This is a genomic window from Dietzia psychralcaliphila, from assembly GCF_003096095.1.
In the GTDB taxonomy this organism is placed as follows: Bacteria; Actinomycetota; Actinomycetes; order Mycobacteriales; family Mycobacteriaceae; genus Dietzia; species Dietzia psychralcaliphila.
Genome location: NZ_CP015453.1, coordinates 1,384,068 through 1,406,249 on the forward strand (window position 1 = coordinate 1,384,068; position 22,182 = coordinate 1,406,249).

Annotated in this window: 19 protein-coding genes and 1 riboswitch; of the genes, 10 read left to right on the forward strand and 9 right to left on the reverse strand. The window is 68.4% G+C overall.

Going from position 1 to position 22,182, the window contains the following annotated elements; translation table 11 throughout:
* Positions 1-30 precede the first annotated feature (30 nt).
* Positions 31-447, forward strand: coding sequence for a cytochrome c oxidase subunit 4 (locus A6048_RS06240; RefSeq protein ID WP_107748270.1), 417 nt, complete (start codon positions 31-33; stop codon positions 445-447).
* A gap of 243 nt (positions 448-690) precedes the next feature.
* Here the strand turns inward: A6048_RS06240 and A6048_RS06245 are convergent, their stop codons facing one another.
* Positions 691-1,848, reverse strand: a complete 1,158-nt coding sequence (locus A6048_RS06245) for an acyl-CoA dehydrogenase family protein (RefSeq protein ID WP_107748271.1) — start codon at positions 1,846-1,848, stop codon at positions 691-693.
* Between the two features lie 130 nt (positions 1,849-1,978).
* Complete coding sequence (locus A6048_RS06250; RefSeq protein WP_107748272.1) at positions 1,979-2,503, reverse strand: DUF3253 domain-containing protein; 525 nt, start codon at positions 2,501-2,503, stop codon at positions 1,979-1,981.
* Between the two features lie 163 nt (positions 2,504-2,666).
* Here A6048_RS06250 and A6048_RS06255 point away from each other — a divergent pair, with 163 nt between their 5' ends.
* The gene (locus A6048_RS06255) at positions 2,667-4,247 is read left to right on the forward strand and encodes an FAD-binding protein (protein WP_107748452.1); all 1,581 of its coding nucleotides are present in this window, start codon (positions 2,667-2,669) and stop codon (positions 4,245-4,247) included.
* Here A6048_RS06255 and A6048_RS06260 read toward each other — a convergent pair.
* The 5 genes from A6048_RS06260 to ctaE form a co-directional block, all read right to left on the reverse strand.
* A complete protein-coding gene (locus A6048_RS06260) occupies positions 4,237-6,741 on the reverse strand; it encodes an AAA family ATPase (RefSeq protein WP_200837423.1) in 2,505 nt (834 codons plus the stop codon). The genes A6048_RS06255 and A6048_RS06260 overlap by 11 nt on opposite strands.
* 71 nt (positions 6,742-6,812) lie before the next feature.
* A complete protein-coding gene (qcrB, locus tag A6048_RS06265) occupies positions 6,813-8,435 on the reverse strand; it encodes a cytochrome bc1 complex cytochrome b subunit (RefSeq protein ID WP_107748273.1) in 1,623 nt (540 codons plus the stop codon).
* Positions 8,432-9,622 carry a cytochrome bc1 complex Rieske iron-sulfur subunit gene (gene qcrA / locus A6048_RS06270; protein ID WP_107748274.1) on the reverse strand — a complete coding sequence of 397 codons (1,191 nt, stop codon included), beginning with the start codon at positions 9,620-9,622 and terminating at the stop codon, positions 8,432-8,434. Before qcrA ends, qcrB begins: the two co-directional genes overlap by 4 nt.
* Positions 9,619-10,503: a cytochrome bc1 complex diheme cytochrome c subunit gene (gene qcrC / locus A6048_RS06275; RefSeq protein ID WP_107748275.1), complete on the reverse strand. Its 885-nt coding sequence runs from the start codon at positions 10,501-10,503 to the stop codon at positions 9,619-9,621. Before qcrC ends, qcrA begins: the two co-directional genes overlap by 4 nt.
* A gap of 56 nt (positions 10,504-10,559) precedes the next feature.
* Positions 10,560-11,171 (reverse strand): aa3-type cytochrome oxidase subunit III, encoded by a 612-nt coding sequence (gene ctaE, locus A6048_RS06280; RefSeq protein ID WP_107748276.1) that lies wholly within the window; start codon positions 11,169-11,171, stop codon positions 10,560-10,562.
* A gap of 283 nt (positions 11,172-11,454) precedes the next feature.
* Here ctaE and trpD point away from each other — a divergent pair, with 283 nt between their 5' ends.
* Positions 11,455-12,519, forward strand: a complete 1,065-nt coding sequence (gene trpD / locus A6048_RS06285) for an anthranilate phosphoribosyltransferase (RefSeq protein WP_107748277.1) — start codon at positions 11,455-11,457, stop codon at positions 12,517-12,519.
* On the opposite strand, the gene A6048_RS06290 is transcribed toward trpD, so the two are convergent.
* Positions 12,500-14,152, reverse strand: coding sequence for a DEDD exonuclease domain-containing protein (locus tag A6048_RS06290; protein WP_107748278.1), 1,653 nt, complete (start codon positions 14,150-14,152; stop codon positions 12,500-12,502). The two genes, trpD and A6048_RS06290, sit on opposite strands and share 20 nt — an antisense overlap.
* A gap of 175 nt (positions 14,153-14,327) precedes the next feature.
* Here A6048_RS06290 and A6048_RS06295 point away from each other — a divergent pair, with 175 nt between their 5' ends.
* From A6048_RS06295 to A6048_RS06310, 4 genes are all read left to right on the forward strand, one after another.
* Positions 14,328-14,537, forward strand: coding sequence for a hypothetical protein (locus A6048_RS06295; RefSeq protein ID WP_235027626.1), 210 nt, complete (start codon positions 14,328-14,330; stop codon positions 14,535-14,537).
* Positions 14,538-14,617: 80 nt separating this feature from the next.
* A riboswitch (cyclic di-AMP (ydaO/yuaA leader) is annotated at positions 14,618-14,765 on the forward strand.
* A 13-nt stretch (positions 14,766-14,778) separates the two neighbouring features.
* Positions 14,779-15,393, forward strand: a complete 615-nt coding sequence (locus A6048_RS06300) for a C40 family peptidase (protein WP_107748280.1) — start codon at positions 14,779-14,781, stop codon at positions 15,391-15,393.
* 220 nt (positions 15,394-15,613) lie between these two features.
* Entirely contained in the window at positions 15,614-16,768 is a 1,155-nt protein-coding gene (locus tag A6048_RS06305) for an NlpC/P60 family protein (protein ID WP_107748281.1), read from the forward strand.
* A 52-nt stretch (positions 16,769-16,820) separates the two neighbouring features.
* Complete coding sequence (locus A6048_RS06310; RefSeq protein WP_107748282.1) at positions 16,821-17,954, forward strand: glycosyltransferase family 4 protein; 1,134 nt, start codon at positions 16,821-16,823, stop codon at positions 17,952-17,954.
* A gap of 153 nt (positions 17,955-18,107) precedes the next feature.
* Here the strand turns inward: A6048_RS06310 and A6048_RS06315 are convergent, their stop codons facing one another.
* Positions 18,108-19,907, reverse strand: a complete 1,800-nt coding sequence (locus A6048_RS06315; RefSeq protein ID WP_107748283.1) for an AMP-dependent synthetase/ligase — start codon at positions 19,905-19,907, stop codon at positions 18,108-18,110.
* A gap of 144 nt (positions 19,908-20,051) precedes the next feature.
* Between A6048_RS06315 and A6048_RS06320 the strand changes: the two genes are divergently transcribed.
* The 3 genes from A6048_RS06320 to A6048_RS06330 are packed head-to-tail and all read left to right on the forward strand — an operon-like array spanning position 20,052 to position 22,181.
* Positions 20,052-20,513, forward strand: coding sequence for an SRPBCC family protein (locus tag A6048_RS06320; protein WP_107748284.1), 462 nt, complete (start codon positions 20,052-20,054; stop codon positions 20,511-20,513).
* Positions 20,510-21,397: a hypothetical protein gene (locus A6048_RS06325; RefSeq protein WP_107748285.1), complete on the forward strand. Its 888-nt coding sequence runs from the start codon at positions 20,510-20,512 to the stop codon at positions 21,395-21,397. Before A6048_RS06320 ends, A6048_RS06325 begins: the two co-directional genes overlap by 4 nt.
* 37 nt (positions 21,398-21,434) lie before the next feature.
* The gene (locus A6048_RS06330) at positions 21,435-22,181 is read left to right on the forward strand and encodes a lysophospholipid acyltransferase family protein (RefSeq protein WP_107748286.1); all 747 of its coding nucleotides are present in this window, start codon (positions 21,435-21,437) and stop codon (positions 22,179-22,181) included.
* Position 22,182: the final 1 nt, after the last annotated feature.

Here is a 22,182-nt window from a genome sequence, read left to right on the forward strand (position 1 = left end):
TCCCGGTATCACGCGAAGGGCTCCTGCACGATGAACGCAACAGTAAGAATCTTCGATGGACTGGTGGTCTTCCTCGCCTTCCTGGCTATCGCGTACACCTACCTCACGGGCACCTCGCGTACCGGCATCGAGTGGGTGGGCTCCACCGCGCTCGTGCTCTCCGCCGGGCTGTGCCTGCTGATCGGCGGTTACCTCCGCTTCGTCGCACGGCGCATCAACACGCTGCCCGAGGACTACGAAGAGGCGGAGATCTCCGACGGCGCCGGTGAGCTCGGCTTCTTCAGCCCGCACAGCTTCTGGCCGTTCTTCATCGCCTTCTCGATCCTGATCGTCGGCTTCGGCGCCGCGTTCTGGAACTGGTGGGTGTTGCTCGGCGGAGCGGTCGCCCTGATCATCACGGCCTGCGCGCTGGTGTTCGAGTACCACTGGGGTCAAGAGAAGCACTGACGACCCGACAGCCCCCGACGAGGCCCCCACCGTGATCCGCGGTGGGGGCCTCGTCTGTTCGCGCGCGGCACCAGGCGAGGGGGTCTCGTCCTGTGTGCGGCCGGCACCATGTGTGGGTCTCGTCGTGTTCGCGGGCCGCGCGCCGGCCGCGTCAACGCCGTGGGTGCTAGCCACCCGGAATGAGATCGGGCCGGGACCAGCGTGGCGCGCTGGTCCCGGCCCGATTCCTGCCCGGCGTGGGAACTACAGACCCATGTCCTTGGCGATGATGGTCTTCATGACCTCATTGGTCCCGCCATAGATCCGGTTGACCCGGTTGTCCGTGTACAGGCGGGCGATCGGGTACTCGTTGATGAACCCGTAGCCACCGTGCAGCTGCAGACAACGGTCGATGACCTCGGCCGCGATCTCGGTGCAGAACAGCTTGGCAGACGCGGCCTCGGCCGCGGTCAGCTCTCCCTCGTCGAGTGCCTCGAGCGCCCGATCGGCGACGGCCTGCGAGGCGTCGACCTTGGCCTGACAGGCGGCGAGCTCGAACTTGGTGTTCTGGAACGAGGCGACCTCCTTCCCGAAGACCGTGCGCTGCTGGGTGTACTCCTTGGCGAAGCGCACAGCGGCCGCGGCCTGGGCGTAGGCGCCGTAGGCGATTCCCCAGCGCTCGGACGGCAGGTTCTGGCCGAGGTAGTAGAAGCCACGGTTCTCCTCGCCGAGCAGGTCCTCGACGGGCACCTTGACGTCACTGAATGCCAGTTCCGCGGTGTCGGAGGTCCGCAGCCCGACCTTGTCCAGCTTGCGTCCCACGGAGTAGCCCTCGAGCTTGGTGTCGACGGCCAGGAGGGAGATGCCGAAACGGCGGTCGTCCTCCCGCGGGGGAGCGGTGCGGGCGCACACGATCACGCGGTCGGCGTGGACGCCGCCGGTGATGAAGGTCTTGGCGCCGTTGAGGACGTAGTGGGTGCCGTCCTGGGAGAGCTTGGCCGTGCTCTTCATGCCGGCGAGATCCGAACCGGTGCCGGGCTCGGTCATGGCCAGTGCCCACATCTCCTCACCGGAGACGAACTTGGGCAGATAGCGCTGCTTCTGCTCCTCGGTCGCGAGGGCCTTGATGTAGGGGAGTCCGAGCAGTACGTGAACGCCCGAGCCGCCGAAGTTCACGCCTGCGCGGGCGGTCTCCTCGGACTGGATCGCCTCGAACTTGTGCGAGTTGATCCCGGCGCCGCCGTACTCCTCGTCCACGTTGATGCCGAACACGCCGAGGTCGGCGAGCTTGTAGTAGAACTCGCGCGGCACGATGCCCGCGTCGAACCACTCCTGGAAGTGGGGTGAGACCTCGGACGCGATGAAGTCGCGGATGGTCTGGCGGAAGGCCTCGTGGTCTTCGTCGAACACTGTGCGGCGCAAGGGTGTATGCCTTTCCGTTGGACGACCCGCCGTAAGAGGGGGACGGGGCGCACTAGGTGAATGTTTGCTACCAGTAGTGATCGTACAAGGCTGCGGACGGAAGGACCGCGCGGGTTACCGGCTGGTAGCTTCAGTCCGGCGCAGTTCGGCCGTCCGTCGGTGGCCGGAAGTCGAGCGCCTCCGCCGCCACGATCCTCACCGGACCGCGGACATCGGTTCCACTGACGATCTCGCCCCGTTGCACGATGACCACGACCCCGTCCACACTCAGATCCACGGCGACCCCGCGGGCGGTCTCCATGAGCTCCCGCCACCGCTCGCCGCCGACCGTACGGGCGGCGTCGCTGGGACAGATCGAACCGTCGCCGCGGGAACGGAGCAACGTCCGGATGGTCGCGGCCAGCCGCTGCCGTGTGCCTTCCTCCGTGGGCTCCCACCACGGGTCGCCGCGCTCGCCCAGTGCCACCTTGGCGTCGTGCACCATCACGCGGGCGGCGTCCCCCTCTGTCTTCACCAGCCGACGGCCGGTCATGAGCGCGGAGACGAGTTCGGTCCGGAGTGTGTCCGGGATCGACGGGTCGGTGGCTCTCCACCGCCGTCCCCTGACCACGATGTAGCGGCCGTCCTCGGTGTGTTCGACCTCGTTGCTCGTCACACCGCGATCATGCCCGCACGTCGCTGAGGTGTCACGGAAACCGCCGCTCAGGACATGAGTCGACCCTCGAGAGGCTATCGTAGAACGTGTTCTAGAAATTACCGGCTGGTGGTCGGTGTCCGGGCCGGGTGGGCCGGTGATGACGAGACGAGGAGTGACCGTGATGTCGCAGAGCAGCACGTTCGATGCAGAGTTCGATGTGGTTGTCGTGGGATCGGGCGTCGCGGCGCTCTTCGGCGCGGCCGCGGCGGCGTCGCGAGGCCTCACCACCTTCCTGGTCGAGAAGACGGATCGCTTCGGCGGCACCTCCGCGTACTCCGGCGGTGCGGTGTGGCTGCCCGGCAACCCGGTCCTCGCCCGCGACGGGCTCGAGGATTCCGTCGCGTCCGGCCGCACCTACTTCCGTGCCGTGGTGGGCGACCGGACCGACCACGACCTGCAGGACGCCTTTCTCAACACCGGGCCGATGGTCGTCGACTTCCTGCAGGACGAGTTGGGTATCCCCACACGGTTCCAGGCGTTCCCCGACTACTTCGACGCGCCCGGTCGCCAGGAGGTGGGCCGCAGCATCTATCCCAAGCCGATCAGGGGCGAGGAGGTGGGAGCGCGCACCGCCGACATTCGTTCCTCCGTCCCGTCCGACCAGTTCGGTGCCCCCGAGGACTCCACGAAGCTGGAGGGCGGCCGCGCCTGGGTCGCCCGGCTCGTGCTGGCGTTGGACGCGATGGAGACCGCCGAACTGAGGCTGACCACGGCGGCGGAGGAGCTCATCCGGGACGACGACGGACGGGTCGTGGGGGTCGCTGTGCGTGACGGCTCGGGTGTGCGGCGCGTCGGTGCGCGGCGTGGCGTGCTCGTGGCCGCCGGTGGGTTCGAGCGGTCGAGCGAGTTGCGCAGCCTGTGGCAGCGGATGCCGACCGCCGACTGGTCGGCCTCCCACCCGGACACCGGTTCCGGCGATGCCGTCCGCATGTTCGAGAAGGTCGGTGCCCGGCTCGACCTGCTGGACCAGTCGTGGTGGTGCCCGGCGACCCTGTTCCCCAACGGGCACGCGGCGTTCACGCTCGGTTTCCGGTCGGGGATCATCGTCGACGGCACCGGTCGACGGTTCGGCAACGAGCTCCTCCCGTACGACCAGATGGGCCGGAGAATGCATGCCCGGATGGACGACGGGGCGGGGGAGGAGTTCTGGTTCGTCTTCGACGACACCGAGGCGGGTGGCTTCCCGGCGATCTGCGTCCCCGCACCCGATCCCGGACAGTTGCGCGAGGCCGGACTCTGGCACACCGCGGGGTCGATCGCGGAACTCGCGGACGCCATCGGGATCGATCCGGATGCCCTCGGTGAGAGCGTCGCGCGCTTCAACGGTTTCGCCGAGCAGGGCCGTGACTCCGACTTCGGGCGAGGCGAGGACCCGTACGGGCGGTTCTTCCTCGGCGCCTCCACTCCCGAGGAGTGCCTCCGGCCACTGGGTGGCAAGCGGCTGCACGCCGTGCGGTTGGTCCTGGGGGACCTGGGAACCAAGGGCGGTGCCGTGATCGATCCGAACGGGTCCGTGGTCGGTGCCGACGGTGCACCGATCCCGGGCCTGTACGCCGCCGGCAATTCGTCGGCGTCGGTATCCGGCGAGGCCTACCCGGGCCCCGGGGTCCCCCTGGGATCGGGAATGACGATGGCGTTCCGGGCCGTGGCCGACATGGCCGGGCAGCCACTACCGGTGAACCCCGTGCCGGTCAGCCCGTGATCGGTCGGTCGTCCGCCCAACAGAGGAAATCGGCCACCGAGATGACGGGTTTGTCCCACTTCCGGGCGTTGCGCGCCTTGCTCGACTGACTACCGACCTCGGCCACGACAAGTGCGTCGCACCGGGTCCTGGTCACATTTCCGACCGCGATCAACCCGCGGGCCGCGGCGAGGGACTCCATTTCGCCGCGGGAGAGGAGGTTCCCGGAGGGATCGAGAGCGCTGCCGGTGAAACACACCCGGGTCCCCGGCACCAGGACCTCTCCGGCGATCGCCGACCCGGCGGCCTCCAGTCCGGCGGCCAGGTCCACCCCCAGGAGGTCTCCTGCCCGTCGGAGCCTCGTCATGGTCTCGGCGTCGAGAGTGACCCGCTCCGCGGCGGCACGGATCTGGTCGGCGACCAGCGCGCGTGCCCCGGCCTCGAGATCGCGGTCTCCGGCGAACAGGAGCTCATCGTCGTCGCGCCCGTCCGGCCCGGCTGTCCCGTCCGCCCCGTCCGGCCCGTCGTCCGCGTCCGGCCCGGCTTGCGGGTGGCGCAGGCCCAGAAGCGCCGACCCGACCCGCCCGCTCACCTCGAGCATCGCGGAGAGCTGGGGGAGGACGTCGGAGGTCGGGGGATTGGCGTCGATGTCACGACTCAGTAGGTAGCTGATCGCCGTCTCCTCGACGAGGTCCGCGTCGAACACTCCGGCTGCCGCGTCGTCAGCCGCCAGATGCGCCCGCACCTCGAGCGCCACACGGGCTCGATCGAGGGCGGAGCCGGATCTGGTCCGCGTCCGCTCCTTCGGCGTGAGGTGCTGGGAGGGGATGTCGACACCGGGTGGCATCGCGATCGCGCTGCCGAGCCGCTTGAGTTCGGAGTCGATGTGTCCGAGGGTGCTGTCCACGTCTATACCGACAGGGGTGTGGCCGTCGAGCAGCGGGGCGATCATCGACCAGGCCTCGAGCAGTGTGGGGGCCAGCAGGACGTCCGAGACCGTGACCCGGTAGTCGGTCCTCGCCTCCGCGAGGTCGCGCTGAGGGTTGACGAGAGTGGAGATCGCGGTCCCGTCAGAGAACGCGACTGCGAGCTCCACCGGCCGGGATCGGGACCGCGGGTTCTCGTCGCCCACCGTGAGCGTGGCGATCGAACAGAAGCGACGCCCCGGGCCGTCGAGCTCGGGCGCGCGGAGAAACCGGATGATCCGGCGGTCGGTCTTGAGGTCCTTGGGGACCACCGGGCGAGTGAGCACGAGCCCGGCCAGCGACCGGCAGCGGCTGAGCGCGACGTAGAGCTGCCCGGTCGCGAACGTCCCTCCGCTGAGGTCCACGACCAGGCGGTCGAGGGTCTGTCCCTGGCTCTTGTGGATCGTGATCGCCCACGCCAGCGTGAACGGGAACTGACTGAACGTTCCGACGATCTCGTGTCGCATGCCGGCGCCGGCGGCCACCGGTCGCGTCACATCCCAGGTGTACAGCGGGACCTCGGCGACCTCCCCACCAGTGAAAGCGACGATGACGACCGGACTGCGCGCACCCCGGTCGACCCTCCCACCGAGCGTGACGTCCAGGACGCGACCGATCGAGCCGTTCACCCATCGATCCGACGGGTCGTTGGTGACCATCATGATCTGCGCACCGACCTTGAACCGCAGCGTCTCATCGGTGGGCAGGTCGAATCCGGCGATGTCACCGGTGGTGGTGGCGGTCATCGCCAGCTCGGAACCCGGTAGTCGCTCGAGGCGCCGTCGGTTGCGGTTGGTCGCGATCCTGTTGGTGGTGGTCAGGGTGAGCCAGAACTCATCGTCGGGTGGCTCGAAATGGGGATCGGTCCGGGCGTTGATCTCATCCCGGGCGTGGCCGACGAGCGCGCCCTCCCGGATGGCGTTCAGGATCGCGGTGAGCCTGGGATCGCCCGATTGCCGGAACACATGGGTGAGGTCGACGGTGTGGAAGTCCTCGCCGCGGTAGCGCTGCGCCGAGAAGAAGTACGGGGTCGCGTAGGTGCTCTCGAAGCCCGACTTCTCCGACGCGGTGACCACCGGTGGAAGCTGGAACAGATCACCGACGAGGACGATCTGCACCCCGCCGAACGGCATGGACGGATCCGGCCCGAACCGCCCCAGGGCGATGGCGATCATGTCGAAGACGTCGGCTCGGAGCATCGACGCTTCATCGAGGACGAGGGTGCGCACCGCTGCCAGTGCGTCCGCGAACCGGCCCGGACGGTACGCGGCACTCTGGACGTGCTCGATCGTGTGGCTCGGATGGAACCCGAACACCCGGTGGATCGTGTACCCGCCGATGTTGAGTGCGGCGATCCCGGTGGGAGCGACGACCAGGGTGGGGAGCTCGGTCTCGGCGAGGAAGTGCCGGATCAGTGTCGACTTCCCGGTGCCGGCCTTGCCGGTGAGGAAGAGGTTCTCGCCGGAGTGCAGGTGCGCGAGCGCCAGTTCGAACTCGTCTGTGAGGACGATGTCACTGTCAGAGTGGGGTACACGCGCTGAGTCGATCATTCATGCCTCCAACGACCGCGGGCCGGATCTCCTGTGGGAGTTCCGGCCCGCGGTCGGGTGTTACGGGTGGATCAGTGCTCGTCGTGGCGACGAGAACGATTCTCCTCCTGCAACGTGGTGAGCATCGAGTGCTCGTGGTCGTGCTTGGAGTGATCGGCGTCGTCGAGCAGACGAACCTCGTCGACCGGGTCGGCCGTGAGTGCGCCCCGCGGGGGGCGGCCGGCCGCTCCGAGCTGGTTCATCTTGCTGGGCACCTTGGCGCCGGCGTACTCGAGGGGAACCGCGTGTCCGTGCTCGTCGATCCCACCGAGCGGCTGGTGGACCTCGACGAACTCGCCCTGGGGCATCCGCATGATGATGCCGGTCTCGATCCCGTGCTCCAGCACCGCCCGGTCGGCCCGCTGCAGGCCCAGGCAGAGTCGATAGGTGAAGAAGTACATGACCGGGGGCAGCAGGATCAGACCGATCCGACCAGCCCATGTGGTCGCGTTCAGCGAGATGTTGAAGTGGTACGCGATGAGGTCGTTGGATCCCATCAACACCAGGATCACGTAGAACGTGAGGGCCATGACGCCGGCAGCGGTACGAACCGGCACGTCGCGCGGACGCTGGAGCAGGTTGTGGTGCGCGGTATCGCCGGTGAGTTTGGCCTCGATCCACGGGTAGAGGAACATCACGGCCACCATGGCGCCGAGCATCACGGCCACCCAGAGCACGGCAGGGATGGTGTAGTTACCCAGGTATATCTCCCACGCAGGCATCACGCGGGCGCCGCCCTCGGTCCACAGCATGTACCAGTCGGGTTGCGAGCCGGCCGAGATGTGGGATGGGTTGTATGGCCCCAGGTTCCATATGGCGTTGATTGTGAACAGGCCCGAGAAGAGCATGAGCATGCCGACGGTGATGGCACCGAACGCGATGGACTTGACGGCGAAGACCGGGAGGATCCGGACGCCGACGACGTTGTTCTCCGTGCGGCCGGGGCCGGGGAACTGCGTGTGCTTCTGGTACCAGACCAGCGCCAGGTGCGCGGCGATCAGCGCCAGGATGATGGCCGGGATGATGAGCACGTGCAGGACGTAGAAGCGCGGGATCATCAGGTCGCCGGGGAAGTCCCCGCCGAAGATCATCCAGTGCATCCAGGTGCCGATGACCGGGAGTCCGACGATGATGCCGGAGGTGATCCGGAGGCCGGTGCCCGAGAGGACGTCGTCCGGCAGGCCGTAGCCGAGGAAGCCCTCGACGATGCCCAGGAGCAGCAGCACGCAGCCGATGACCCAGTTGGCCTCACGCGGGCGACGGAACGCGCCGGTGAAGAAGATCCGGATCATGTGGACGATCATCGAGGCGACGAAGAGAAGCGCCGCCCAGTGGTGGATCTGTCGTACGAAGAGTCCGCCGCGGACCTCGAACGAGATATTGAGCGCCGTCTCGTAGGCGCGGGAGATCTCGATGCCGTTGAGCGGGGCGTACGCACCCTGGTAGATCACCTTCGACAACGACGGGTCGAAGAAGAGGGTGAGGTACACACCCGAGATCAGCAGGATGACGAAGCTGTACAGGGCGATCTCGCCCAGCAGGAACGACCAGTGCGTGGGGAAGACCTTGTTGATCTGCCGGCGCATGCCCTTGGCCATGGTGTACCGCGAGTCGAGCTCATTGCCCACTGCGGCCAGTTTGGTGTTGTTACTCATGAACGACGCTCCCAGAAGGCAGGTCCGACCGGCTCGATGAAGTCGCCGTTGGCGACGAGGTAACCCTCGCTGTCAACCGCGATGGGCAACTGCGGCAGTGCGCGCGCGGCGGGGCCGAAGATCGGCTTCGCGTACTCGAGCGCGTCGAACTGCGACTGGTGGCACGGGCAGAGGAAGCGGTGCGTCTGCTGCTCGTACAGGGAGGTGGGGCAGGCGAGGTGCGTGCAGATCTTCGAGTAGGCGTACAGATCGCCGTAGTTGAAGTTCTCCTGGCCCTTGCGCTTGATCACCCTGGCGGCGTCCGCGGGGCGGAAGCGGATCAACATGACCGAGTTGCGCACGCCGTGGATGGAGTGCATGTGCTCCTCGAAGTCGCCCAGTGCGCTCGCCGGAAGCGGGAACACGGACTCGAGTCCACCGGCGGAGAGGTCCTCCACGTGGATGCGCTCGAGGCGGCCCTCGCCCGCCGGGGGATGACCGTCCGGGTAGACCTTGCCGGTGTCACGACCGAGGTAGACCTTCTCGGCGGGGAGTCCGTCGGGACGGGTGTCCGACGCGAGTGTCCAGCCGGTGGTGTGCAGGGTGCCGTCTCCGGCGATGTTGAGTTCCCCGCGGCGCCACGGGTTCTTGATCATGCCACCGAGCGGGAGGATCGCGGACAGGCCGATGAGGGCGACGCTCGCACCGAGGAAGCCTCCCATGACCTTGCGTCGACCCAGGGTCGAGGTCTTCCAGGAGTCGTTGAGTCCGGCCACGATCGTGCGGCGGTCGATCTCCTCCGACGGGCCGTCATGGCGGGTCTGGACCGAGATCTCCTCGGGGATGAACTTCTTGGTGAACTGCACGGCCCCGAAGCCCAGGAAGAGGATCGAGAGACCGATCGTCAGGCCGAGGAGGGGCGTGTACAGCATGTAGAGCCAGTAGCCGTCCTCACCCTGACCGCGGTACTCCCATGGCCAGGCGATGTAGACGACGGCGAAGGCCAGGGCGAGCACTGCTGACAGTGCGAACCAGATGGTGACAACGCGGGCGGCACGCTTCTCGGATCGAGAGGTGACACCATCCGGCCAACGGTTCTCCCGGAACCGGATGTCGACCTCGTCCAGCTGGGTACCCAACCGGACGAGCTCGGCGTCGGTCATCCGGTCGAGGTCCGCCGGGGACGGGTTCTTGGGGGTCTCACTCATGAACGGGATCCGATCCAGAGGGTCGCACCGATGAGGGCGACGATGCCGACTAGCCAGATGGCCACACCTTCGGTCACGGGGCCGAGCCCGCCGAGCGCGTAGCCGCCGGGCGAGACCTTGGAGTCCGTGTCCTTGATGAAGGCGATGATGTCCTTCTTCTCGTCAGGCGTGAGCTGACGGTCCGAGAACTTGGGCATGTTCTGCGGCCCGGTGAGCATCGCCTGGTAGATCTCCTGCTCGTTGGCAGGGTCGAGAATCGGCGCGTACTTGCCCGCCGACAGGGCGCCGCCACGGCCGGTGAAGTTGTGGCATGAGGCGCAGTTGAGGCGGAAGAGCTCGGAACCGCGCGCGATCTCCTCGGCGCGGGCCTGGCCGGAGGCGCCACGCAGGGATCCCTGGGCGATCGAGCCGTCCGGATCGGTGACGATCTCGGGGCCACCGCCGTAGAGGTCGACGTACGCCGCGAGCGCGATGATCTGGTGCTCGCTGTAGCGCGGCTTCTTGCGCTCGGCCTGGGCCTCGTTGTTGGCGGCCGGCATACGGCCGGAATGGACCTGGAAGTAGGTCGCACCCGCGCCCGTACCGACGAGTGACGGGCCTCGGTCCTCGACACCTTGCAGGTTCTGGCCGTGGCAGGTGATGCACGCGACGTCGTAGATCGACTTACCCTCGGCGATCAGCGCGGCCTGGTCCTGCTGGGCCGTCGCGACCTGGGGCTCGGGAACGACGGCCGTGGCGATGGCCCCGGCGCCGAGGAGACCGGCGGCGATGACGAGCGCACCGGTCGCCTTACGGCGACGCTTCGACGAGGCCGGGCGAGCCGGATTCACCGCGGGCTCCGGCGACGGTGTGTCCGCAGCGGGTGGGTGAGGTGAGTTCATTGTGAGTTCCCTTTGGAGTTGGGACCTGCTGGACGCAGCGTCCTGCGGCCAGCTGACTACTGAATGAAGTAGATGGTGACGAAGAGGCCGATCCAGACCACGTCGACGAAGTGCCAGTAGTACGACACGACGATGGCCGCCGTGGCCTGGGCGGGGGTGAACCGAGACATGGTCGTCCGCATGACGAGGACAACGAACGCCAGGACGCCGGCCGCCACGTGGAGGCCGTGGAAACCGGTGGTGATGAAGAAGACGGAGCCGTAGACGCTCGACGAGATCGTGGTGCCCTCGATGTAGAGCATCACGTACTCGTAGGCCTGTCCGATGAGGAAGACCGTGCCCATCAACGCCGAGATGACATACCAGCGGCGGAGTCCGAAGACGTCACCCTGCTCGGCGGCGAAGACGCCCATCTGACAGGTAACCGAGGACGCCACCAGGATCGCCGTGATAGTCAGGGCGAAGGGCACGTTGAGGTGCGTCGGGTAGGAGGGCCAGTCACCTCCCGAGTTCGCCTTGGAGACGAAGTACATCGCGAACAGGCCCGCGAAGAACATCAACTCCTGGGACAACCAGATGATGGTGCCCACACTGACCATGTTCGGCCGGTTCAGCGAATGAACACGCTGGGCCATTGCCGATCCTGAGTTATCTACTGCGCTCGTCACGAGGCCAAGTATGACCCCTGAGGTGGGCGGAGTCTGCAGGGACCCCCGATTTCGGCGTGTCCCCACAGCGTTTTCGCAGGTCGTTCCTAGAACTCCCCGCTCACCCGTCTGGGACCGCACCCCTTGCAGGGGTATCAGGGCCTTCTCAGGCTCCTCGACGGGTGGCCGGGCGGGCCCCGTGGCGGGAGTCCGCGGGCGCCGGTGACGTGGCTGGTGGCACGATTGTCGCAGTACGGTCGGCCGGTGACGGACCGACAGGACCCAGGGAGAGAGGTCGGGACACGTGGGGAGTTCTGCAGCGTTCGACGAGGGCCGGTCCTGGCCCGGGGTACTCGGCACGCTCACGGCGGGTGAGGACCTGGATCCGGCTGACGCCCGCTGGGCGATGTCCCGGATCATGGAGGGGGTCGCGACGGATGCGCAGATCGCCGCGTTCGGTGTGGCGCTCGACATGAAGGGAGTGACGGGTCCTGAACTGGATGCCCTGTCCTCCACGATGCTCGACTACTCCCGTAGGGTGCCGACCTCCCGCCCGTGTGTCGACATCGTCGGTACGGGAGGGGACAGGCAGGGCACGGTCAACATCTCCACCATGTCCGCTCTGGTCGTGAGCGCCTGCGGCGTGCCCGTGGTCAAGCACGGCAATCGTGCGGCGTCCTCCAAGAGCGGCGGGGCCGACGTCCTCGAGGCTCTCGGAGTGGCAATCGATCTGGGCCCCGAGGAGGTCGCCCGTTGTGTGGACGAGGTGGGGGTGGCCTTCTGTTTCGCGCCCGTGTTCCATCCCGCTCTCCGCTTCGCGGCGGCACCCCGGCGGGAGATCGGCATCCCGACGGTGTTCAACATCCTGGGGCCCCTGACCAACCCCGCAGCACCCACGGCCAACCTCATCGGGTGCGCCTTCGAGCGCCTCATGACGGTGATGGCGGAGGTGTTCGCGCTGCGGGGGCGCTCGGCACTGGTGGTGCGTGGCTACGACGGACTCGACGAGATCACGATGACCGGACCGACCAGGGTGCTGCGCGTCGCCCACGGCCGGATCGACGAGGACGAGATCGCCCCCGGCGACTTCGGTATGGACACGTGCGCGATTGAGGATCTGCGTGGCGGCGACGGGCGCCACAACGCCGTGGTCGCCCGGGAGTTGCTCGCGGGAAAGAGGGGCCCCGTCCGGGACGCGGTGCTGCTCAATTCTGCGGCCGCGCTGGTGGCGTTCGACGGCCTCGACCAGGGAGCTGATCTCGTGACCGCGATGAGGTCGGCGCTCGATCGCGCGGCGAAGGCTGTGGACGACGGCGAGGCGGCCGGTCTCCTGGACCGGTGGGCGGCCTTCAGCGCGGAACGGAACTGACTTCTGCCCCGCTGATCCCCGAGGCCGCCCGTTCGGCGCGGTCCGCCCAGTCCGTCAGGGTGTGAGCGCCGTCGAGGGGGAGTGTCCAGCAGCCCGCCACCGACACGATGCGGGTGGGTGCGGAGTCGATCCATCTGTGGACGTTCCTGATCTCCGCCGCGGTTGCCCCGGAGAACGGTCCGGGACCGGGCTGCACGGTCGTGGCGCCCGCCCTGAGCGAGTCGATGACGGGAAGGGGTGCGGCGCCGGCCGGAACGATCCCAGAGGCGGCGAGTCGGCCGTGACGCACGATCGCCACCGCCCATGTCCGTCCGGGGCCGGGCTGGGCCAGGACGAGCTCGGGCAGGCAGGCGGTGGCGGCGAGCTCCTGCTGGCGGGTGAGGATCCGGACGAGGACCGCCGCGCGATCGCGCAGCCGGGCCGCACGCTCGAATGCCCCGGCCGCCGCGGCCGAGTCGATGCGGTCCACCATCGCCCGGACAGTCGCGGAGTCCCGGCCGGTGACCAGCGTCGCCCACTGCTCCGCGTCAGGAGAGGATCCGGTCGCCTCGACAAGGTCCTGCCACGCGGATCTGGCATCCTCGGCTCGCCGGAACGGGCCGAGGGCGAACGGGTGTTCCGGGTTCCTCGCGACCTGCCCACGGATCGCCCGTCCGGAGGGTGGGGAGAGCCACCACCCTCTACGAGGATTGCGGGACCGCCGGTTGTACGGCGGCTGCAGGGAGTCGATGAGTCGCTCCTCGACGGTCCACGCCTCCAGGAGGTGCGCGCACGGCACCGACTCGACACTCGCGGCCAGCCCGACCATGGTCCGCATCCTGCTGCGGGTATCCGCGCCGGAATAATAAGAGCGTGCCCTTCTCCGCACGGAACCGGATGAGCCCACGTACAGGGCGCCTCCCGAACCGTCCCGGAAGAGGTAGACGCCGGGGCCGGGGGTGAGCGACTCGGTCAGCGCGGCGCGGCGCCGCACCTCGGGGGCGAGACGACCGTCGTACGCACGGAGCTCGGAGAGGGTGGACACCCCGCAGTCTCCGACCCTGGAGATGAGGGCGTGGAGCACGTCGACGGTGGCGCGGGCGTCCTGGAGTGCGCGGTGGTTGGGCTCGACCGCCGATCCCAAGTGAGCGGCGAGTTCACCGAGACGGTGGCCGCGGGTCTCTCCCCGGTGGAGCACCCGCCGTGCCAGTGCGAGGGTGCAGACCGACGGCGGATCGGGCCACTGGTGGTCGGTCGACGTGGCCGCCGCACGCAGGAATCCGAGATCGAACCGTGCGTTGTGCGCCACAAGGACTGCGCCGCGGGAGAACTCCAGGAACGTCGCCATCACCTCTCCGAGCGAAGGGGCCCCGACGAGATCGTCGGGCGCGATACCGGTGAGCCTGCTTATGTGCCCCGGCAGGGCACCGTCGATGGCGACGAACGTTGACAGCTCCGCCCGGACCTCGCCACCCCGTACCCGGACCGCGCCGATCTCGGTGATCTCATCCGTCCCGGGCCGGGTGCCGGTGGTCTCCAGGTCGACCACGACGAAGGTCACCTCGGAGAGCGTCGGCTCGAGTTCGTCGAACGCCGCCTGGACCCCCTGGGGCCCGGGCGCGCGGACCGGGACTCGAGTAGGGGGCGTGGGCATGGCGCAGACGGTAGCGACCCGGTCCGACAGTGATGCGGTCGGCGCCCGATCAACACGGTGACGCGGGAGTGGATGTCGTACCCCGCCGTTACGGTCTGTCCCGAGCCGTAGATCGCGGCCCGGTAACGAATGGGCAACACGCCCAGGACGGAGTGTGACGTAGATCATGTTCTCGATGGACTGCGCACAGTGCCCGGCCCGCCCGCGGCAGTGTGAGGACTGCGTCGTCTCGGTGCTATTGTCCGACGAGCCGCAGGTAGATGCACTTTCCGAAGAGTCGTGTGGGTACGTCCTGGAGTCTGAGGTGCGTTCCGCGATCGAGGTGCTCATGGAACTCGGAATGGTCTCGACAGTCGAGATCATGGCCGCGGAAAGCGCCGCCTAGCGGATGGACTGGACTTCGACGAGATGGTTTCGTAACCTTTTCGAGACCTCGGAAGTCATCACCCGCCCGCCGGTGGGGAGCCGGGGTCACCACCTAAGCGCCCGCGCGGCGCACCGGGGAACCAAGTTCCACTGGGGTGAATCGCCCGAAGGCCGAGAGGTCGGGGCGTAGGACAGACTTCCGTGTCCGAACCCGTCAGCTAACCCGGTCGGTGTCCAGGAAGAAAGAGGAAATCACTCTCGTGGGAGCCCACAGCATCAAGACCGGATCGACCGCACGTCGTGTCGCCACCGCAGGACTGCTCGCAGCCGGAGCAGCCGTAGCCGGCGCCGGGACCGCGGCCGCCGCGCCCGTGACCGTCGACGTACCCGTCGAGCTGCGTCTGCCCGGTGTGCCCGCACAGGTCACCGTCGATCTCCCTGAGGGCATCGCCCTCCCGGCCGGCCTCGTACCGGTGGCTGCCGCACAGGCGGCCCCCGTCGAGTTCGCCGCCCCGGCGCCGCAGATCTCCACCGGCCAGCGCATTCTCGACGCCGCCAGCACCCGCGTTGGTTCGCCCTACGCCTGGGGCGCCACCGGCCCCAACTCGTTCGACTGCTCCGGCCTGACCTCGTGGGCGTACAAGGAGGCGGGGATCTCCATCCCGCGCACCAGCCAGGCCCAGATCGGCGGCGGCACCCAGGTCTCCAAGGCCGACCTGCAGCCCGGGGACATCGTCGCCTTCTACAGCGGTGCCAGCCACGTGGGGATCTACGCGGGCAACGGCCAGGTCGTGCACGCCCCGTACTCCGGCACCTCGGTGAGCTACGCCCCGCTGGACTCCATGCCGTTCTACGGTGCGACCCGCTACTACTGAGTCGTCTCGCACGCGAGCTCTCCCGCGAACCCCGCCGAGCACCGGTCACGTAACCGGTACCGGCGGGGTTTGTCGTCTGTACTATCTCGACCACGGAGGGTGACGGCGTCCCCTCCACGTTCCCGTTCTCACCGAACACCGAACACCGAACACCGAACACCGAACACTGAGTGCCGAACGCCGAGCACTGACCGTCGATCCGAGAGTTCATCAGTTGCCCATGACCCGCAGAGTCCGATTGGTCGCGCTCACCGTGGCCGCGGTCGTAGCGCTGACCTCGGGCGCAGTGTCGGTGTCTGCTCAGACTGTGGACCCTGCTCAGACGGTGGATCCTGCTCAGGCGGTCGATCCCGGACAGACAGTGGATCCCACGCTGGACGATGATCCGGCGCAGACGGTGGGTCCTGCCCAGAGCACGGTGCCGGGTGGTGTCGACTCACCGGACGACCCGCCCGGTGAGGACCTCGCCGAGTTGGCGCGGTTGTCCGGTGAGGCCGGAGCACTGGGGGAGGAACTCCATCTGGCGCGAGCGGAACTCGAGCGGGCCAACGCCGAGCGTGATCGTCGCGAACGCGAGGCCGGGCTCGCCGCCGGACTCGCCGTGGTCGCCGATGTCGGTGCATCGCGGGACCAGTCGCTCGTCGATCGACTCGCGACCATGCGTTACCGGGGAGGCGACACCGGCGCGACCCGGGCCGCCGTGCTCGCCGAGAGTCCCCGCGACCTGGTCGACCGGCTCGGAACCCTTCAGCGACTCTCCGGAACCACCACCAGCGCACTCGACGCCTCGCGGGCCGCCTCGGCGGAGGCCGCGCGACTCCGCGGGGAGGCCGACATTGCCTCTGAGGTCGCCCGGGCCTCGGCCCGGGACGCCCAGAACCGCGCGGACGAACTCGATCGGCGGTCGGACGAGATGAGTGTGCGGATCGATGAGGTGAGACGTCGTGTGGATGCTCTGTCGGACGCACAACGGGCGCTCTGGACCGGTGGTCCCCTCGTTCCCCCGGGTTACGTCGCCCCGGCGGTGGACGGCGTCAACTCGGCGGCGCTGAACGTGGCTCTGACCCGGCTCGGTGCCCCGTATTCGTGGGGGGCGACCGGCGCGGCCGAGTTCGACTGCTCGGGTCTCATGGTCTGGGCGTATTCGCAGGAGGGCAAGACGCTGCCGCGGTCCAGTCAGGCGCAGGCGGTGTCGGGGGCGCCCGTCGCGATGGCCGACATCCAGCCGGGCGACCTCGTCATCTACTACCCGGGGGCTACCCACGTCGGCATGTACGCCGGTGACGGACTGGTCCTGCACGCGCCGACCTACGGCGTCCCGGTCAAGCTCGAGAAGGTCGACGCGATGCCGATCAGCGGGATCCGCCGGTACTGACGCAGGGACGTCGAGCGGGAGATCCCGGGACACTGTGGCAGTCTCGGATGTGATGACGAAGACCCTGCTGATCACCAACGACTACCCGCCGCGACCCGGCGGCATCCAGTCGTACCTGGAGACTTATCTGGCACATCTCGATCCCGGGGATGTCGCCGTCCTCGCCTCGACGTTCCGTGGCAGCGAGTCGACCGACTATGACGAATCCCGTCCCTACCTGGTCGAGAGGGTGCCGACGGAGATGCTGCTCCCCACTCCGGACCTCGCCGTGCGGGCCCGGAGACTGGCCTCGGATTTCGGGGCGAGCACGGTGTGGTTCGGTGCAGCCGCGCCGCTGGCCGCGATGGCACCCGCGTTGCGCGAGGGCCCCGTCAACCGGATCGTCGCGAGTACGCACGGTCACGAGGTGGGATGGTCGATGCTGCCGGGGTCGCGGCAGGTGCTCAGACTGATCGGCGAGTCGACGGACGCCGTCACCTACGTGAGTGACTACACGAGGCGTCGCTTCGCGGCGGCGTTCGGTCCGCACGCCCGACTCGTGCACCAGCCCGGAGGGGTCGACACGGACAGGTTCCGTCCCGATCCCGTGCGGCGCAGGGCGACCCGCGAGCGCTACGGGGTGGCGGACCGGGAGGTGATCGTGTGTCTGTCGCGACTCGTCCCGCGGAAGGGTCAGGACGCGCTCATCCGCTCGATGCCCGAGATCGCCCGACGCGTCCCGGGAGCGGTCCTCGTCGTCGTCGGGGGTGGTCCCTATCGTCGCACCCTGGAGGGTCTGGCTCGCAGGCACGGTGTGTCCGACCGGGTGATCTTCACCGGTCGGATCCCGGCGGACGAGATCGTCGACCACCACCGGATGGCGGATGTGTTCGCCATGCCGTGTCGTACCCGGGGCGGGGGACTGGACGTCGAGGGCCTGGGGATCGTGTATCTGGAGGCCTCGGCCTGTGGTGTCCCGGTGGTGGCCGGCCGGAGTGGTGGTGCCCCCGAGACCGTTCTGGAAGGAAGTACCGGGCTCGTGGTGGACGGGACCTCGGACGGTGAGATCGTCGAGGCCGTGTCCGGTCTGCTCTCAGACCGGCCACGTGCCTCCGCCATGGGTGTCCGCGGACGCACCTGGGTCCTGGAGAACTGGCGCTGGGAGGACCTGGCGCGAGACATGGAACGCGTCCTCTCCGGCGACTAGCGCCCATCAGCACCGATCAGCCCCGGTCAGCGGCGTCGTGCCCCGCCTGACACCGCTCGGCCGGGACCGACACCTGTCCGGTGTCGCGACAGCCCGGACCAGGCCGCCGGGGCCATCGGACAGCCCGGTTCAGGCCGCCGGACAGGACGTCGGTCAGGTGTAGAGGTCCTCGATCTGTGCCGCGAACTTCTGGTGCACCACGTTCCGCTTCACCTTGAGCGAGGCGGTGAGTTCACCGGTCTCCTCGGTGAACTGGTCGGGCAGAACGTGATACTTCTTGATCGCCTCGGAATGGGAGACGGTCCTGTTGGCCCGGGACAGCGCCTGGTCGAGATGCTCGATCATCGCGGCGTCGCGGAGCAGCTCGTAGAGCGTTCCGGTCTTGCCGTGGTGGTTCTTCCACCGCTCCAGCGCCTCAGGATCCAGGGTGAGCAGGACCGAGATGAACGGCTTGCCGTCGCCCACGCACACCGCTTCGGCGACGAGGGGGTCTGCGCGGAGTGCGTCCTCCAACTGGCTCGGGGCGACGTTCTTGCCCCCGGCGGTCACGATGATCTCCTTCTTGCGGCCCGTGATGGTCAGGTAGCCGTCCTCGTCCAGGGATCCGAGATCGCCCGTCCGGAACCAACCGTCGGAGAAGGCCTCCGCGGTGGCGCGCTCGTTGCGCCAGTAGCCGGCGGTGACCACCGGGCCGCTCACCTCGACCTCGCCGTCCGGCGCGATACGCACGGCGCATCCGGGGAGAGGCTGACCGACACTCCCGATACGCATCTGGCCGGGGGTGTTGACCGCGATCGCGGCGCAGGTCTCCGTGAGACCGTAGCCCTCGAAGATGTTGACCCCGATGCCGTCGAAGAAGTGCGTCAGGCGCTCACCCAGCGGTGCGCCACCGGAGATGGCGATCTCGCAGCGCCCGCCCAGTGCGGCGACGAGCTTGGCGTAGACGAGTTTGGCGAACAGGGCGTGGCGGAGCCGGAGCAGCGGCCCGACCCGGCCACTGCGGTTGGCCTTCGAATACGCGACCGCCGTGTCGGTGGCCTTGTCGAACATCCATGCCTTGAAGGTGCCGCCGTCCTGGGCGGTGGCCTGAGCCTTGTTGAAGACCTTCTGGAACACGCGCGGAACGGCCAGGATGTAGTGCGGCCGCATCTCGGAGAACGTGTCCACGAGATTGGTCAGGTCCGACGAATGGGCGATGCGGACACCGGCATGGAATCCGGCGTACGTGATGGCGCGGGCGAGGACGTGGGCCAGGGGCAGGAACATGACGGTGGTCGCGTCCTGGCGGAGGTACTGGTTGAACGGGGTCTCGAGGACCGCGAGGGCCTCGGACATGAAGTTGCGGTGGGTGAGCATGCACCCCTTGGGGCGTCCGGTGGTGCCCGAGGTGTAGATCAACGTCGCGGGGGAGTCGGCGGTCACCCCGGCGCGCCGTTCGTCGAGCACTCCGTCGTCGACGTCGGACGCTCCCGCGGCGAGAGCGTCCAACGCGGGGGTGTCACCCTCGATCACGAGGACGTCGGGGGCGGAGTCCAGCCCGCTGATCCCCTCACGGGTGGTGGCGGCGTGGGTGTCCTTCTCGACGATGACGAGCCGAGCGCCCGAGTCCTCCATGATCCACCGGATCTGTTCGGCGGAGGAACTGTCGTAGACGGGGACCGTGACGGCGCCGGCGGCCCAGATCGCGAAGTCGATCACGTTCCACTCGTACCGCGTCGAGCACAGGAGGGCGACACGGTCGCCGGCCTCTATCCCACGGGCCACCAGACCCCGCCCCACGATGCGGACCGCCTCGGCGAACTCCCGGTTGGTGACATCCGTCCACCTGCCGTTCACCGGCCGCTGGAACGCCACGTTGTCCGGCGTCCGCTCCGCGCGGTCGTAGGCCGCCTGGGCGCAGGACCAGTCGTCAGGGACGGTGAAGGTGGCGGGGGCGGCGACGTATTCGCGCAAAGGGTCCTCCTGGAGGAGACAATTGATGGTCTAATCGCGGTGACGACACACTATCCCCGGGGCTGGGCGGCAGCCACGTCACCCGTGTGCCCGGGCGCCGGCCGCAGAGCGCATCCCGGCCGGAGATATGTGAAGCTGGGGGATATGAGCGAGGACAACGGCGCATCCGAGGTGTGGCCGACCAGGGACTCCACGGTGATCGACGCGACGGTCGAGGACGTCATGGCCGTGATCGCCGACTTCGACTCGTATCCGGAATGGTCCACGTCGATCCGGGTCGCGGAGGTACTGTCCGTCGGCGCGGACGGGCGGCCCGACCGGGTCCGTTTCGCACTGGCGGCCGGCGCGATAGTCGACGACTACATCCTCGACTACTCGTGGTCCGCAGATCACAGGGTCGTCGAGTGGAGGCTGGAGAGTTCGGCGCTCCAACGCGCGCAGAAGGGTTCATACCGCCTCGAGCCGGTCGAGGGCGGTACGAGGGTCGACTACGAGCTGGAGATCGAACTCGTGGTGCCGGTGATCGGCCGGTTGCGCAACCGAGCCGAGCGGCGGATCCTCTCCGAGGCGCTGAGCGAGCTCAAGCGCAGGACCGAGTCACGGTGACCGGAGCCAGGGTCGCGATCGTCCTCGGGGGAGACCCCACGGCCAGGTCGCGGGCGACCGCGGAGCTCCTGCGGGACGCCGGTGGAACCGCCCTCGTCCTGACCGGGGACCCCGGTGCGGTGGATCCACGACTGGATACGACAGACGACGGTCCCGTGGAGGTCCGGGCCGACGACGCCACCGCGAGACTCGAGGCGTACAGGTCCGGGGCGGTCGATCCCCACGACGAGGTGCTCGCTGCGCTCGCCACCGGTAGCGACGCTCCGCTCGCCTCGGTCCTGGGATGGGAGTACGCCCGTAGGGCGGCCGCCGCCGGAGTGTGGGACGCGGTGGTGGTGGAACTCGACGGCGACCTCGCGGCAGTCCGGAGGATCGCCGCGGCGGGGGAACTGGCCGCGTTCGTCGAGTCGCTCTGGCCCGCCCACGTACGGTTCGCGTCGATGGCGGCCGGTGACCGCGCCGACACCCGGATACGCGAGGCGCATCGACTCTCGCTGCTCGCCGCGGAGGTCTCGGAGTTCCTCGCGGGCCCGGTTGAGGTGCTGGTGGTCGGGAGCGCGCCTGGCCGGACCGCCGCTCTGGCGGCTCTCGCCCGCGGTGCGGTGACTCCTGCTGTCGCCCCGGACGGACGTGGCGGCTACCGGGTCGAGTACCCGGTGCCGGGCCCGTCGACGACTCCGCCCTCGGTCGACGGTGACGGGCTCCGGTGGGAACACGACGGATTCCGGACCGTGCTCCCGCTCCCCGCGATGATGTCCCGGTGCACATTCGTCGCCTCGCACTTCGACCCTGAGGCGGGCACCCTGATCGCGGACTTCGTCCCCGATCCGGACCTCTGGCCACCGAACCTCGTCCCGTCCGGATCCGCGAACCGATCCGGGTAGTATCCGCTCCGTCAACTCTCCAACGACTCGAGGACCGGTGACCACGTTGCTGTACTGGGTGTTCAAGTACGTGCTGATCGGACCCTTTCTGAGGCTGACCAGTCGGACGGTCCTCACCGGGCGGGAGAATTTCCCCAAGAGTGGTGCGGTGCTCCTGGCGGGTAACCACGAATCCGTGGCCGATTGGCTGTTCACCCCGCTCGTGCTTCGTCGCAAGATCAACTTCCTCGCCAAGAGTGACTACTTCACCGGTACCGGGATCCGCGGCATGCTCAGCAGGTGGTTCTTCGAGGGGGCCGGGGCGTACCCGATCGACCGCACCGATGCGGACGCCGCGCACGCCGCTCTGAACGCGGGATTGGAGGTGCTCTCGACAGGGCAGGTCCTGGGCATCTACCCGGAGGGCACCCGCTCCCCGGACGGTCGTTTGTACCGCGGCAAGACCGGTCCCGCCCGGCTCGCGCTGCGGGCCGGGGTCCCGATCATCCCGGTGGGGGTGACCGGAACGGTCGAGTACGTCCGCAAGATCAACCGGCCCCACCGTCGGACCCGGGTCCGGGTGATGATCGGCGAACCACTCGACCTGACCCCGTGGGCCGGGCGGGAGGGCGACCGTGTCGCCGAGCGGGAGATCACCGATGAGCTCATGCGGCGTATCCAGGCGCTCACGGGCCAAGACTATGTCCACGACACCTACGGCGCGGACATGAAGAAGCGCTACGAGACGGTGCGGAAGTCGGGACGGAACCTCCTCGACCAGCCCGTAGAGGGCGGCGCTGACTAGG